The organism is Neisseria maigaei, assembly GCF_958267405.1.
In the GTDB taxonomy this organism is placed as follows: domain Bacteria; phylum Pseudomonadota; class Gammaproteobacteria; order Burkholderiales; family Neisseriaceae; genus Neisseria; species Neisseria bergeri.
The window spans coordinates 211,704-224,493 of record NZ_CATQFT010000001.1; the positions used below are offsets into that span (position 1 = coordinate 211,704).

12 protein-coding genes and 2 pseudogenes are annotated in these 12,790 nt (G+C 51.1%); 7 read left to right on the forward strand and 7 right to left on the reverse strand.

Annotated features, from left to right (window positions below; all coding sequences use genetic code 11):
• Positions 1-286 precede the first annotated feature (286 nt).
• On the reverse strand, positions 287-1,570 hold the full coding sequence (hemL, locus tag Q3O06_RS00970; protein ID WP_301817108.1) for a glutamate-1-semialdehyde 2,1-aminomutase: 1,284 nt from the start codon (positions 1,568-1,570) through the stop codon (positions 287-289).
• 63 nt (positions 1,571-1,633) lie between these two features.
• The gene (locus tag Q3O06_RS00975) at positions 1,634-2,047 is read right to left on the reverse strand and encodes a glucosamine-fructose-6-phosphate aminotransferase (RefSeq protein WP_301817110.1); all 414 of its coding nucleotides are present in this window, start codon (positions 2,045-2,047) and stop codon (positions 1,634-1,636) included.
• Positions 2,048-2,249: 202 nt separating this feature from the next.
• On the opposite strand from Q3O06_RS00975, the gene miaB reads away from it, so the two are divergent.
• Complete coding sequence (miaB, locus tag Q3O06_RS00980; RefSeq protein WP_301817111.1) at positions 2,250-3,578, forward strand: tRNA (N6-isopentenyl adenosine(37)-C2)-methylthiotransferase MiaB; 1,329 nt, start codon at positions 2,250-2,252, stop codon at positions 3,576-3,578.
• Between the two features lie 173 nt (positions 3,579-3,751).
• Here miaB and Q3O06_RS00985 read toward each other — a convergent pair.
• The 3 genes and pseudogenes from Q3O06_RS00985 to Q3O06_RS00995 form a co-directional block, all read right to left on the reverse strand.
• Positions 3,752-5,219 (reverse strand): annotated as a pseudogene (locus Q3O06_RS00985) (surface lipoprotein assembly modifier).
• Positions 5,220-5,454: 235 nt separating this feature from the next.
• On the reverse strand, positions 5,455-7,575 hold the full coding sequence (locus Q3O06_RS00990; protein ID WP_301817137.1) for an autotransporter outer membrane beta-barrel domain-containing protein: 2,121 nt from the start codon (positions 7,573-7,575) through the stop codon (positions 5,455-5,457).
• A gap of 631 nt (positions 7,576-8,206) precedes the next feature.
• Complete coding sequence (locus Q3O06_RS00995) at positions 8,207-8,452, reverse strand: hypothetical protein (RefSeq protein ID WP_107819723.1); 246 nt, start codon at positions 8,450-8,452, stop codon at positions 8,207-8,209.
• Positions 8,453-8,563: 111 nt separating this feature from the next.
• On the opposite strand from Q3O06_RS00995, the gene Q3O06_RS01000 reads away from it, so the two are divergent.
• Both Q3O06_RS01000 and Q3O06_RS01005 read left to right on the forward strand, forming a co-directional pair.
• A complete protein-coding gene (locus Q3O06_RS01000) occupies positions 8,564-8,992 on the forward strand; it encodes a CopD family protein (RefSeq protein ID WP_002216376.1) in 429 nt (142 codons plus the stop codon).
• 11 nt (positions 8,993-9,003) lie between these two features.
• Positions 9,004-9,480, forward strand: coding sequence for a CYTH domain-containing protein (locus Q3O06_RS01005; RefSeq protein WP_301817112.1), 477 nt, complete (start codon positions 9,004-9,006; stop codon positions 9,478-9,480).
• A gap of 29 nt (positions 9,481-9,509) precedes the next feature.
• Here Q3O06_RS01005 and Q3O06_RS01010 read toward each other — a convergent pair whose 3' ends face one another.
• Both Q3O06_RS01010 and aroG read right to left on the reverse strand, forming a co-directional pair.
• Positions 9,510-9,998 (reverse strand): dihydrofolate reductase, encoded by a 489-nt coding sequence (locus Q3O06_RS01010; protein ID WP_301817140.1) that lies wholly within the window; start codon positions 9,996-9,998, stop codon positions 9,510-9,512.
• Between the two features lie 67 nt (positions 9,999-10,065).
• Positions 10,066-11,121 carry a 3-deoxy-7-phosphoheptulonate synthase AroG gene (gene aroG, locus Q3O06_RS01015; RefSeq protein WP_107863837.1) on the reverse strand — a complete coding sequence of 352 codons (1,056 nt, stop codon included), beginning with the start codon at positions 11,119-11,121 and terminating at the stop codon, positions 10,066-10,068.
• 422 nt (positions 11,122-11,543) lie between these two features.
• Between aroG and Q3O06_RS01020 the strand changes: the two genes are divergently transcribed.
• The 4 genes and pseudogenes from Q3O06_RS01020 to Q3O06_RS01035 all read left to right on the forward strand — a co-directional run.
• Positions 11,544-11,807, forward strand: coding sequence for a hypothetical protein (locus Q3O06_RS01020; RefSeq protein WP_301817113.1), 264 nt, complete (start codon positions 11,544-11,546; stop codon positions 11,805-11,807).
• 25 nt (positions 11,808-11,832) lie between these two features.
• On the forward strand, positions 11,833-12,030 hold the full coding sequence (locus Q3O06_RS01025; RefSeq protein WP_301817114.1) for a hypothetical protein: 198 nt from the start codon (positions 11,833-11,835) through the stop codon (positions 12,028-12,030).
• Entirely contained in the window at positions 12,027-12,293 is a 267-nt protein-coding gene (locus Q3O06_RS01030) for a hypothetical protein (RefSeq protein WP_301817115.1), read from the forward strand. Before Q3O06_RS01025 ends, Q3O06_RS01030 begins: the two co-directional genes overlap by 4 nt.
• Before the next feature lie 394 nt (positions 12,294-12,687).
• Positions 12,688-12,790 (forward strand): annotated as a pseudogene (locus Q3O06_RS01035) (IS5/IS1182 family transposase); the annotation flags it as partial.

The window sequence follows — 12,790 nt, forward strand, 5'->3', positions numbered from 1 at the left end:
GGCTTACCGTTATTTTCAATCATTACAGAAACTGAAAGGTCTGGATTCCCGCCTGCGCGGGAATGACGGCGGTGTGCATTCTTATAGTGGATTAACAAAAATCAGGACAAGGCGACGAAGCCGCAAACAGTACAAATAGTACGGAACCGATTCACTCGGTGCTTCAGCACCTTAGAGAATCGTTCTCTTTGAGCTAAGGCGAGGCAACGCCGTACTGGTTTTTGTTAATCCACTATACTTCAATCTGCCAAACAAATCGAACAGAGAAACCCTGTCCGTCAAAACATCATGCAGCCATCGCCTTGAACACTTCAACCGCAACCGCAACCGTTTCGTCAATCAACTCGGACGTATGCGCGGCAGAAACGAAACCTGCTTCATAAGCGGACGGGCCGAAGGCAATGCTGCGGTCGAGCATGCCGTGGAAGAAGCGTTTGAAAGCGTCGATATTGGAGCGCGCCATGTCGGCATAGTTTCGCGGCGCGTGTCCGGCGAAATACAGACCGAACATACCGCCCACGCTGTCGGCGGTGAACTCGATACCGTGCACTTTGGCGGCGGCGGCAAGCCCATCAGCGAGGCGGCGGGTCAAGGCGGTCAGGTTTTCATAAAACCCTTCGCGCTGGATGATTTCGAGCGTTTTCAAACCGGCGGCGACGGCAACCGGGTTGCCGGACAATGTACCTGCCTGATACACGCCGCCCAGCGGGGAAATACATTCCATAATGTCTTTGCGCCCGCCGAACGCGGCAAGCGGCATACCGCCGCCGATGACTTTGCCCATCGTGGTCAGGTCGGGCGTGATGCCGTGCAAAGATTGCGCGCCGCCGAGCGCGACGCGGAAGCCGGTCATCACTTCATCGTAAATCAACACCGCGCCGTGTTTTTCGGTCAATCCGCGCAAGGCTTTGACAAAGGCTTCGGTCGGGCGGACGAGGTTCATATTGCCGACGAAGGGTTCGACAATCACGCAGGCGATTTCGTCGCCGCTTTGGGCAAAGGCTTCTTCCAGTTGGGCGATATTGTTGTATTCGAGTACCAAAGTATGTTTGGTAAAGTCGGCAGGCACACCGGCGGAAGACGGGTTGCCAAACGTCAGCAGGCCGCTGCCGGCTTTCACCAACAGGCTGTCGGAATGGCCGTGGTAGCAGCCTTCAAACTTGATGATTTTGTCGCGGCCGGTAAAACCGCGTGCCAGACGGATGGCGGTCATCGTTGCTTCCGTACCGGAGCTGACAAGGCGCAGCCGTTCGACGGACGGCATGATTTTGGCGATTTCTTCGGCAATGGCGATTTCGCCTTCGGTAGGCGCGCCGAACGACAAACCGCCCAACGCGGCTTCGCGCACGGCTTCGACGACTTCGGGATGCGCGTGTCCGACAATCGCAGGCCCCCACGAGCCGACATAATCGGTGTAGCGCGTGCCGTTTTCGTCCCAAACATACGCGCCTTCGGCTTTTTTGATAAAGCGCGGCACACCGCCGACACTGCCGAATGCACGCACGGGCGAATTCACGCCGCCGGGAATGACCGCCTTGGCGCGGTCGAATAAAATTTCGTTACGGTTCATATTTATCCTCAAATGCCGTCTGAACGGCAGGTTTCGGGCTTGGAAGCAGAAAGCCCCATTTTATCATTTTTCAGGTTGCGACAAGGATTTGCCCGCTTCTTTGCGGATTACGCCAACCGCATCCCGGATGACGGAACGCTCGTCTTTTTCCACTTTATGTGTAAAGCGGTAGTCTCGGACGACTCCCTCCCCGTCGTAATCCACACACCACTCCCAATGCCGCCGCTCCGATTTCATATAGATGAAATTGGTCGGCAGAAAATTGTAAATCGGCAGGCTGACTTCATGATAGGCATAACAACCGAAAGGGTTGCGCTTCCCGAAACGCGCTTCCACTTCCGCCCGGGTCGTTTTGCCCCTAACCGCAAACTGCGCGATTTTTTCTTCCGTCTGATCACGCAGGAACTGATGTTCCCTGTCGCCAAAATTGCTGGTACACGCACACAGCAGCAATGCCGCCCATACAGCCGGTTTCATACACATCTCCCATTAAAGCCAAACATTATACAGCCGTCCCGACCGATTAAATTCATATTTTAAAACAATATCCTGCCTCCAAAACCCACATCGTGCTATAATCCGCACCGATTTTCAGACGGCATCGTCGTGCCGTCTGAAATTTTTTCATTCCAACAACCATCAGCCCCGCGATTACGGCTGCCTGAGAAAGACACAAACCATGAAAAAAGTATTTATCCGCACCTTCGGCTGCCAGATGAACGAATACGACAGCGACAAAATGCTCGCCGTCCTTGCCGAAGAACACGGCGGCATCGAGCAGGTTACCCAGCCCGACGACGCCGACATCATCTTGTTCAACACCTGTTCCGTGCGTGAAAAAGCGCAAGAAAAAGTTTTCTCCGATTTGGGCCGCGTGCGCCCGCTCAAAGAAAAAAATCCCGACCTCATCATCGGCGTTGCGGGCTGCGTCGCCTCGCAAGAAGGCGAAAACATTGTCAAACGCGCGCCGTATGTGGACGTGGTTTTCGGCCCGCAAACGCTGCACCGCCTGCCCAAACTCATCGTCGATAAAGAAACCACTGGTCTCTCGCAAATCGATATTTCCTTCCCCGAAATCGAGAAATTCGACCACCTGCCGCCTGCGCGCGTAGAAGGCGGTTCGGCATTCATTTCCATTATGGAAGGCTGTTCCAAATACTGCTCTTACTGCGTCGTCCCTTACACACGCGGCGAAGAATTCTCCCGACCGCTCAACGACGTATTGACCGAGATTGCCGGCTTAGCACAACAAGGCGTTAAAGAAATCAACCTCTTAGGCCAAAACGTCAATGCCTATCGCGGCGAAATGGACGACGGCGAAATCTGCGACTTTGCCACTTTGTTGCGCATCGTCCACGAAATCCCCGGCATCGAACGCCTGCGCTTTACCACCAGCCATCCGCGCGAATTTACCGACGCGATTATCGAGTGCTACCGCGACCTGCCGAAGCTGGTTTCCCACCTGCACCTGCCGATTCAAAGCGGTTCCGACCGCGTATTGAGCGCGATGAAACGCGGCTACACCGCTTTGGAATACAAATCCATCATCCGCAAACTGCGTGCCATCCGTCCTGATTTGTGCCTCAGCTCCGACTTTATCGTCGGCTTCCCGGGCGAGACCGAGCGCGAGTTCGAGCAAACCTTGAAACTGGTGAAAGACATTGCCTTCGACTTGAGCTTCGTCTTTATTTACAGTCCGCGCCCTGGCACGCCTGCCGCCAACCTGCACGATGATACGCCGCATGAAGAAAAAGTGCGCCGCCTCGAAGCTTTGAACGAAGTCATCGAAGCCGAAACCGCGCGCATCAATCAAACCATGGTCGGCACGGTTCAACGCTGCTTGGTCGAAGGTATCTCCAAAAAAGACCCTGACCAACTGCAAGCCCGTACCGCCAACAACCGCGTGGTCAACTTTACCGGCACACCCGACATGATTAACCAAATGATCGATTTGGAAATCACCGAGGCCTACACCTTCTCCCTGCGCGGCAAAGTTGTCGAAGCCTAAACCCTCACGCCGAAAAAATGCCGTCTGAAGCGTTTCAGACGGCATTTTTCAGTCTTGCAGCGTACCGGTTCAATTGACAGCAGATTGAAATATAGTGGATTAACTTTAAACCAGTACGGCGTTGCCTCGCCTTGTCCTGATTTTTGTTAATCCACTATAGAACACGCCAAACATCAGAACGTTTTGTTAAACTCGACAAACACCCGATTTTTCTCATATTCGTTAAACACATCGTTACTCCACGTTTCGCGGTGCGACAGCGTCAGGCGCGGCGTGATGCCTTTGAAATGCAATGCCCGGTGCCAAAGGCTCAAGGATGTGTCCAATTCTTTATCCCTGCGCCTTTCCCCTTTAAAACCGCTGAAAAAGCCGGGTTTTTCATAATGCCGTTTCGCCGCGCCGAGGCGCAACAGCGAAGACAGGCCGCTGCCGCCCCATTCCTGCCCCCCAGGCAAAGCGCAGGCCGTAACGGTTGAAATTGTCGCCACGGTCGGCGGGGTTGCGCTCGCGGTAAAAATCCAAACCGCCCGTCCAATATTGGCGCGCATTCCGGTAAAACACCAGCGAATTGGAAATTTGCAAATGGGTATTGTCGGAACGCGCCCGGCGCGTATTCTTCAAACGCCCCCACTCCGCCGAAGACAGCGTTTGCCATTTCGGGGTTTGCCAACGGTTGAAATAAAGGCGTGCGCCGTTGGCGTAAGAATAAGCGTCGTTGCCGTAGGTGCGGCGTTCGTGGAACACTGCCAGCCCGACATCTTTACGCCGGTCGGCAAAACCGATGCCGCCGGAAACACCTGCCGTCATATCGTTGAATTTCTTATTCCCCGGATAAACCCTGCCGGACACGTCGCCGCCCGCCGTCGTGTACCAGCCGTTTTTCAGCGACCATTTTTTCTCCGCGCCGAGCCGGTAATTGACCGCCGTGCCGTCCACCTGTTTCGGGAAAGTCCAGTTGCCGTACTGCTGCTGTTTCGGGGCTTGGTTGATATTGTGTTCGCGGGTAACGCTGAAACCGCCGTTTACCTTCCACGCATCGCGTTCGCGCAATGCCTTGCGGTACAGCTCGACCTGTTCCATAAGCTGCGACGGCAGGTTTTCCGCCTTCAGGCGGTCGAACTGGTCTGCCGCCGCCTCGTTCTGCCTGTCTTCAAACAATGCCGCCGCCAAACGCATACGGACGGCGGGCGCGTCGGGTTGGGCGGCAATCAATTCCCGGTAATGGGAAATCGCTTCTTTCACCCTACCGTCTGCCTGCGCCAAAATCCCTTGTGCATAAAGTGCCAGCATCTTATCCTGCTGCGCCTGTTGTAGGTAAATCGGCAAAATAACGCGGATACCGGCAATATTGTTTGAAACTACTGCGGAATACATCGCGCGGGACAGCAATTCGGGATTTTTCAGCAGGGTTTCGCCGTCAATCTGCAAAACTTTTCCTTTTTCCCGCACCTGCCCCGGTACCTTCTCCCTGTCGATCGGTTTGGCCTCCGCTTCATGAAGCCTGAACTCGGGACGGCTTCTCAAATCCGGTTCGCGCGGTGTTTCTTCGGCATATGCCGCGCTTGCCAATAAAGGCAGCAGCAGCATCCATCTGTTTCGTGCAGGCATAAATGTCTTCCCACAAAAATAAAAATAAAAAATAACCATTATCAACCAGCGGATTGTATCAGTTTTTTATGCCGCTGTTCCAAACCCTGCCGCCCGATGCCGCGACAATGCCGTCTGAAGCCAGAATCGGGTTTCAGACGGCAGCAAAAAACCGGCGGTTTTCCGCCGGTTTCATCATTATGCCCCGCCCTTCGGGGCGGCAGGGTTCGGATCGGTTTGCGGGGCCGTGCCGGTGTGCCGCCTGTGCGTCAAAACATTTCCCTACGCATCAAAACAGCCATTTGACCAACAATGCGGCTTCTTTGTCGCCGTCCGTCCTTTTGCCGTATCCGATGCGTGCGGACATATAGCCTTTCCAACCGGCTTCAATGCCAAACCGCCCTTCGAGCGCCGTCCTGCCTGCCAGCGTCTGTTTTTCGCCGTCCATTTCCACGCCGAAAGATTTTGACCTGTGCAAAACATTAAAAGCGGCGAAAGGCTGAAGATTGACACCATTACGCAAAGCAAAACGGGTTTTTGCCCGAATGCCGGCGCGGCTTTGCCACTGACCGCTGCCGAGCAGTCCGACCGCCGTCCCCTCGCTGTCGGTAAAGCCGCCGTTTACGCCCAAGTAGGTAAACTGCGCCTGCGGTTGCAGATAAAACCGCACATTATTGCCTTTTCCGACAACGCCTTCCGCCACAAGCGCGTTGTAGCCGCCTTCGACAGAAGCCGTCCAACCTTTGGTTTTGTAGCGTTCCGCACGGTTTTCATCATTGATGCGGTGTTTGAAACGTTGGTATTGCAACCAGCCGTCCAAATACGCACCCGTTTGTTTATCGCGCAACTGATGCCACGCAGCATAAACACCCCCGCCATAACCATGCAAATAACTGCCTGCCGCACCGCCTTTGCCGTTGACTGATGCGTGCTGGCCGACCCTGCCGCCCATCACGCCGATTGCCAGCCGACTGCCTTCATTTTGCTGTACAAACACCTCGCCGCCGATTTGCACGCCTTTGCGCCGCCCGTCCGCAGCCGCGCCGCCCCGTATATTTTGATGCGACCGGCCGCCGATGAAGCGCAGCCACAATTTTTGACGGGACGGATCGGCGGCATACACGTCGTCGCCCCTGTCGGCGGCACGCAGCCCAAACAAAGTATTTGCCGCATAAGCCTGTTGGGCATATAAAACTGCTTCCGCCTCAGGGATAGCCAAACGCTGCACACCCAAGCAAAATCCGCCTTCGCATTGCTTGAGCAATAATTCGTACAGTCCCTGCCGGTAATTTTGTTTAAACGCAAACGAATTAGGGTCTGCCTTTTCCGCCGCAATCAGTTTGCGCCCGTCGAGCGTTTTCAAATTTTCCGGCCGGCGTTCCAAAACCACGCCGGATTTTCCGCTGACCTCGTCTTCAAAGGTCAGGGCGGGTTCGTCCGACTCCCGCACGTTGTAGCCGAACAGGAAATCCGCGCCGCCCTGATACGCTTTATGGACGGTCAGTTTTTCATCTTTCGTGTTCAGGCGGATGCGGGCATTATCGGAAGTTTCCAGCGTATGGATGTCGGAATGGCGGCGCGGTTCCCAAAGGGAATCTTTCAGCGTCATCTTGGTCAGTTCCAACACCTGTCCGGCGACGTGGGATTTGTTTTCGATTTTGACGTGCAGTGTTTTATTGAAGATGTTGTCGAGATTAGTCTGTGGTGTATAAGGAGTAAGTACGGCGTCTTCTATCAATTGATTAATTATATTGGGTCTTTTCTGTTTAAGTATATCAAATGTTCCTCCAAGCTGTTTTCTATATACTTCCTCAACTATTTTTTTATTTTTTTCCCAATCTTCGGGTTTCGTGTCGTACAAAGCCTTTAATTGCTTCTTAACCGCATCCTTTAAATTATCCCCGTAAGTATCTGTAACATATTTCTTAACAACGGGCATATTATCGACGGCGAGGATGCCGCTATTGTAGTTTTTACCCGTAATATTGATTTCGTCATACCCATATTCGGATGAATTTTGATCGGTTTTACCGCTGGAAAAATAATGGGAAACACCGTTTACCGGCTTGTCTGAAAATGAAAAATCGGTATCGTTGCCGATTTCGGTAGAACGAGTATTTGAACCGGGCTGATAACTGAAAGCACCGAAGCAATCAAAAGATATGCTGCACGGGCCGCGCCAAACGTGGGAATTTCTGTCTTCCGCCGCTTCTAAAATAAATTTGTTTTTAATCTCGGCTTCTTTGACGGGATCGTACGCATCCGAACCCCAAGCATATGGCGTGCAAAACAGCGATAAAACAGATAATGTTAATAGATTAACCCGACTGCTTGCTTGCTTGCTTGCTTGCTTGCTTGCTTGCTTGCTTGCTTGCTTGCTTGCTTGCTTGCTTTCAGTGTCATGAGAAATTTTCCTTTGTCAAGTGTTGAAATTATAATGATTATATGCTACATCACACTACATCGCAATGAAAAATCAGGAAAAACAAAAAACCCCGCCGCCGTCATTCCCGCGAAAGCGGGAATCTAGACCTTTCGGGGCGGAAACTTATCGGATAAAACGGTTTCCCCTGCATCCTAGATTCCCACTTTCGTGGGAATGACGGGATATAGGTTTCCCTACGGACGTGTTCAGATTACCGCCTGTGCGGGAATGACGGAATTTCAGATTGTTGTTTTTGATTTTCTGTTTTGTGGGAATAACGGGATTTTGGATGATGTGCATTTATCGGGAAAACTAAAAACCCTCCGCCGTCATTCCCGCGAAAGCGGGAATCTAGACCTTTCGGGGCGGAAACTTATCAGATAAAACGGTTTCCCTTGCATCCTGGATTCCCACTTTCGTGGGAATGACGGGATATAGGTTTCCCTACGGACGTGTTCAGATTCCCGCCTGCGCGGGAATGACGGCTCAAAAGTTACGAAACGAAAAATAACCGAAACCAGACAAGTCGGATTCCCGCGCGGGCGGGAAGGACGATAAGCGTAATTTCAATCTGCCATATTGTCTTTTCACTTGCCTGAAAACAGATTTCAGCCGCCTATCCCTGCATCCGGCGGCTGATGTAGTCGGCAATCAAATCCCGCTTGTCCCAAAAAAACTTCTGCATTTTTTGTTCGGAATACAGTTTGCGTACCAGAGTGGGCAGACCGCTGTGGACGATGGCGGCGATTTCTTTGTTGCCTTTTTCCTCCCGCATCGCCGTCTGAAAATCCATACCCCTTCCTTTCAGATATGCTGCAAGGCGGTTGCGGACGTGGGAATTGAGTTCGATGGATTTGAGCATTTTGCCTCCGTTTTGCGGTAAGGATTTATTCGATTTGTTTATCCGCCTGATTTTATCACGTTTCCCAAGCGGTTTGCCTGTACAATACCGCTTTTCGGCAGGGTGTGGGCGATGATGTTTTCTTGGTTCAAGCTGTTTCACTTGTTTTTTGTCATTTCGTGGTTTGCAGGGCTGTTTTACCTGCCGAGGATTTTCGTCAATATGGCGATGATTGATGCGCCGCGCGGCAATCCCGAGTATGTGCGTCTGTCGGGCATGGCGGTGCGGTTGTACCGTTTTATGTCCCCTTTAGGTTTCGGTGCGGTCGTGTTCGGCTCGGCGATACCGTTTGCCGCCGGTTGGTGGGGCAGCGGTTGGGTACATGTCAAACTGTGTTTGGGCTTGATGCTCTTGGCCTATCAACTGTATTGCGGCGTGCTGCTGCGTCGTTTTCAGAATTACAGCAATACTTTCTCACACCGCTGGTATCGCGTATTTAACGAAATCCCTGTACTGCTGATGATAGGTGCGCTTTACCTGGTTGTGTTCAAACCGTTTTGACGGAGTGCCTTATGACGGTAGAAATCGAACGCCGCTTTTTGATTGAAAACGACAAATGGCATCAATACGCCGATGAGCCGCTGCTCTTGAAACAGGCTTATCTTTCTGTCGAGAAAGAACGTACCGTCCGTGTCCGTATTGTCGGACAACGGGCGTGGCTGACACTGAAAGGCTATATTTCGGAACTCAGCCGCAGTGAGTTTGAATACGAAATCCCGCTTGCAGATGCGGAAAAGATGATGGAATCGATGTGCCCGTTTAAAATGGAAAAATGGCGCTATCCGGTCAGATGGGGCGGCAGCCTGTTTGAAATCGATGTTTTTCTTGGCGATAATGCGCCTTTAGTCGTTGCGGAAATTGAGTTGCCCGACGAGAATGCCGATTTTGACCGGCCGGACTGGCTGGGACGGGAAATCACTTCAGACGGCATGTTTACCAATGCGTACTTAAGCAAACACCCGTTCTCAAGCTGGAAAAATGCCGTCTGAAACGGCTTCAGACGGCATCTGCCTTGCGGTTATCCCTTGAGGTAATGCACGAATGTATATGCAACGCCTTTGCTGCTGACACGGCGTTCCGTCCGCTCTGCTTCTTTCCAATACGTCCGGTCTATTTCGGGGAAAAATGCATTTCCTTCCACAGACAAATCCACTTCGGTTATCCGCAAATCGGTCGCCAACGGCATCGCTTGTGCGTATATCTGCGCGCCGCCCATAATGACGATTTCCTCCACACCGGCACACAATGCCAATGCAGCCTCCAAACTTGCCGCCGTTTCCGCACCTGCCGCGCAATAATCCGCCTGCCTGCTAATAACAATGTTTCTTCTTTCAGGCAGGGGTTTGACCGGTAAAGACTCCCATGTTTTCCGTCCCATTATCACCGGCTTCCCCAAGGTATAGGCTTTGAAAAATGCAAAATCTTCCGGAATATGCCAAGGCATGGCGTTTCCCGCCCCAATGCACAGATTCTCCGCACACGCTGCAATTAAGGTTATTTTAGTCATGTCGTCTCCATAAAAATGCCGTCTGAAAGCTGCAGACGGCATTTTATGATATTCCGTATCAAAAATCTCAACTTGCCCGAGCAATACGTATTTTGTTGGCACCCGCCAACAATGCCAACAGTTCTTCAGTCGCATCCCAACCGATACACGCATCGGTAATGCTTTTACCGTAAACTTCCGGCTTATCCTGTCTGCCTTCTATTAAATGGCTTTCTACCATTACACCCATAATATTGCTCCCGTCCTGTTCCAATTGGGCGGCAATATCCCGTGCCACGTCCATCTGCTTGGTATAATCCTTGCGGCTGTTAGCATGGCTGCAATCAATCATCAGCTTATCGTTTACACCGGCTGCCTTTAACTGCTCAACCGCAGCACTGACGTGTTCCGCATCATAATTCGGCTCTTTACCGCCCCGTAAAATAACATGACAATCTGGATTGCCACTGGTATGGACAATGGCGGAATGCCCAGCTTTAGTTACAGACAAGAAATGATGGGAATGGCTCGCCGCACCAATTGCATCGATTGCAATCTTCAAATTACCGTCCGTACCGTTTTTAAAGCCGACGGGACAGGACAGACCGCTTGCTAATTCACGGTGGACCTGGCTTTCAGTCGTCCGTGCACCGATTGCCCCCCAAGAAATCAAGTCCGCATAATATTGCGGCGTAATCATATCCAAAAATTCGGTAGAGGCAGGCATACCCATATTGTTCAGGGATAACAACAGGCTGCGCGCCTGACGCAAACCGAAATTAATATCGAATGTTCCGTCCAAGTGCGGGTCGTTAATCAAACCTTTCCAACCCACCGTCGTTCTCGGCTTCTCGAAATAAACTCGCATCACAATCAAAAGCTCGTTTTCATACTGCTTGCGGAGTTTCAACAAACGCTCCGCATATTCCAACGCCGCTTTTGGATCGTGAATCGAACACGGTCCGATAATGACCAACAGCCGCTTGTCCCTGCCGTGAACCAAATCGGAAATTTCCTGACGGGTGCGGTGAACCAGACCCGAAGCCTCTTTGGAAATCGGCAGCTCGTAAAGATGGGCAATCGGCGGCAGCAGTTCTTTAACTTCTTTAATCTTAATATCGTCAGTGGGGTAATGGTGTGTCATCTTGCATCTTTCCTGATGGGTTTTTATACGCGGCTTAGGTTACATCGTTTACCTTGCACAAACAAGTGCAACATATTACTACAAAGCTATTTTATTTCAAAATAACTGATATATCTTTTTTCATAGATTTTAAATTTCATATTTTTAATATTTTAGGAATTTTATTTCAAAGAAAAAGAAACAGATTGATAAAAACAATACCAGCCATTCATTCGGGCAAAACCGCACGGAACATCTGTTTTCCCGTTTCCACGACAATCCGGTACAGGACACCCCGCTGCCGATTCCGCCTGCACATCCGGCAAAATTTCATACGCAAGGAAAATGTTGAAAACAAAAAGAACTAATTGCTTGAAAAAATATTTAATTGGAATGCGGGTATTTCCCGCACTTTCTCCATTTATTTATCCTCATTATAAAACATGAAAAAAACCCTGCTTGCACTCTTACTTGCAGCCGTGTCCGCCGTTACGGTAGCCGATATTCCCGAGTCTAACGGCAAAAGCGAATACAAAGTCTTTGCCGCTTATGTTAAAGGCAAAGCCACTACCGGTAATTTGAAAGAAAAACAACGCACACCGTCCATCGGCTTCCGTTCAACGAACGCCACAGTATGCGTTTTGAGACAGAGTACGCCCAAAGCAAAACGATGCAGACGACAAAAGAGGGAATGCACACATCGCTAACGGCGCAATAGGCAAAACAGCTGCCGTGTATGCCGGTTATACCTACACCCAACCGGTCGGCGAATCCACACGTTTCCGTGGCGGTTTGGAGCGCGTCCAAGTTAAACGTTATCTGGGAGAAAAGTGCTGCGGCTACGCCTGTCCAAAAAGCGAACGCCTCCCCCAGCAAGCAGATGGTAAAATCCGTCAAAACCTTGGCGAAGGCTGGTTTCTGAAGCCATGAGCGGGGTGGCTGTCTATCTCCGCAACAAAAACAAAATAGCAACTGCCTCCCAAGATGCCAACCTAAACTCCAAAGACCGGTTCGTCAGCACCGGTCTGAATGTGGGCAAACAACTGACCGGCAGTCTCGACGTAGAGTTTGACCCATACTACCGCCACCGCGCAATCCGCAAGTCTGCCGAATTTGTCTCGAATACTACCAAAACCAAAACAGACAGCGAGAAGTTTAACGAGTACGGCTTCCGTGTAGCCGCAACGTTCTAAAACGCTTGTGTGAATAGGAAGACTGCAAAATATTACTGCCTTTTTCTGTTTGCTTTGAATAAATCGAAAATGCCGTCTGAAACCGATTTTCAGACGGCATTTGCCCCTTAAAACACGTTTTCTCAAGCGCAACCATACCAAACACCCACAGGTTGCCTTCCACCCTTCGTACAACCTTTGCTCCATCAAACACCCGCTTCCCAAATACTGATGTCTGCTTGGGTTGAATCGGCATTCGTGCGATTACGGCGCACCGCCTAATCTGTACCTGCATCTGTTGCGCCCAATACCAAAGGCTACCTGAAAATCTCCCAAACTTTTCAGGTAGCCTAAGACCTTTGCAAAATTTCCCAAAATCCCCTAAATTCCCACCAAGACATTTAGGGGATTTCTCATGAGCACCTTCTTCCGGCAAACCGCACAAGCCATGATTGCCAAACACATCGGCCGCTTCCCACTATTGAAGTTGGACCGGGTGATTGATTGGCAGCCGATCG

What these genes read in the sequence shown, in the direction of transcription:
- Q3O06_RS00975 (WP_301817110.1), bottom strand. Translation starts at nt 2,047, where the DNA reads ATGAAACCGGCTGTATGGGCGGCATTGCTGCTGTGTGCGTGTACCAGC.
- Q3O06_RS00995 (WP_107819723.1), bottom strand. Translation starts at nt 8,452, where the DNA reads ATGCTCAAATCCATCGAACTCAATTCCCACGTCCGCAACCGCCTTGCA.
- Q3O06_RS01020 (WP_301817113.1), top strand. Translation starts at nt 11,544, where the DNA reads ATGAAAAAAACCCTGCTTGCACTCTTACTTGCAGCCGTGTCCGCCGTT.
- aroG (WP_107863837.1), bottom strand. Translation starts at nt 11,121, where the DNA reads ATGACACACCATTACCCCACTGACGATATTAAGATTAAAGAAGTTAAA.
- Q3O06_RS01005 (WP_301817112.1), top strand. Translation starts at nt 9,004, where the DNA reads ATGACGGTAGAAATCGAACGCCGCTTTTTGATTGAAAACGACAAATGG.
- miaB (WP_301817111.1), top strand. Translation starts at nt 2,250, where the DNA reads ATGAAAAAAGTATTTATCCGCACCTTCGGCTGCCAGATGAACGAATAC.
- Q3O06_RS01030 (WP_301817115.1), top strand. Translation starts at nt 12,027, where the DNA reads ATGAGCGGGGTGGCTGTCTATCTCCGCAACAAAAACAAAATAGCAACT.
- Q3O06_RS01010 (WP_301817140.1), bottom strand. Translation starts at nt 9,998, where the DNA reads ATGACTAAAATAACCTTAATTGCAGCGTGTGCGGAGAATCTGTGCATT.
- Q3O06_RS01000 (WP_002216376.1), top strand. Translation starts at nt 8,564, where the DNA reads ATGATGTTTTCTTGGTTCAAGCTGTTTCACTTGTTTTTTGTCATTTCG.
- hemL (WP_301817108.1), bottom strand. Translation starts at nt 1,570, where the DNA reads ATGAACCGTAACGAAATTTTATTCGACCGCGCCAAGGCGGTCATTCCC.